This is a genomic window from Mesorhizobium sp. P5_C1 (assembly GCF_054049815.1).
The window spans coordinates 1-799 of sequence record NZ_JBFULQ010001209.1 but is presented as its reverse complement, the minus strand read 5'-3'; the positions used below and the strand labels follow the sequence as shown (position 1 = coordinate 799).

The following is a 799-nucleotide window of genomic DNA, read 5'->3' as shown; positions in this document are numbered from 1 at the left end:
GTCATAGGCATAGACCGAGCTGCCGCTCGACCCCGGGAACGTATCGCAGTCATACTGGAAATATTCCGGAGCGATGTTTTCGGCATGCACTTCGCAGTTCGCCTTCCACATCGTGCCCATCGGCTTGTCGCCGGGGTAGCCGACGAGGTTGGCGGTGAAGTCGCCGAGATCGTCATAGTTGGCGTAGCCCAGCCAGCCGAGGTTGGTGCCGACATCCTGCTTCAGCGTGATGATGCCGAGATCCCACGGGATGACCGAACCATAATAGCCCTGGTAGTTGTCGATGAAGCCCTGCAGCACGTAGGCGCTCTCATAGGTGAAGGCGCCGAACGGTGCGTCGTCGGCTGTGCTGCCGTTGAGGCCCGGCACGAACAGATATTCGGAGAGCCAGTCCTTGTCCTCGTGGCTGTAGAGGCAGTGCGCCGCGGTAAGCACCGTGCGCGGGCCGATCAGCGTTGCCGAGCAGCTGCCATAGTTGCCCGTCTTCGGCGATTTGGCTTCGAGATAGCCGATTGCCGAGAACGGATAGGTCTTGGTGTTCTTGACCTGCTCACGGTCGTCGGTGCCGAAAACCTGACGGCCGGCTTCGCCTTCGCCAAGGTCAGGATCTTCGGTCTTGCGCTGCGCCCCGTCTTTTCCATTGGCCGGCGCATTCAGTTCCTTGATGATCAGATCCCGCAACGCTTCGCTCGGCTCGATCTTGATCTCCTTGCCATCGGCGGAACGTCCGACGATGCCATAGGATTTGACAGCCGTTGCCTCGTCAGCAAGCGGCGCGGCGCGGCGGTCTTCGTCAGTC

Annotated in this window: 1 protein-coding gene; it reads right to left on the bottom strand. The window is 60.8% G+C overall.

Annotated elements, in window-relative coordinates:
* A partial coding sequence (locus tag ACXJ7R_RS34915) for a trypsin-like serine peptidase (RefSeq protein WP_457155771.1) occupies positions 1–799 on the bottom strand: 799 nt, incomplete at both ends.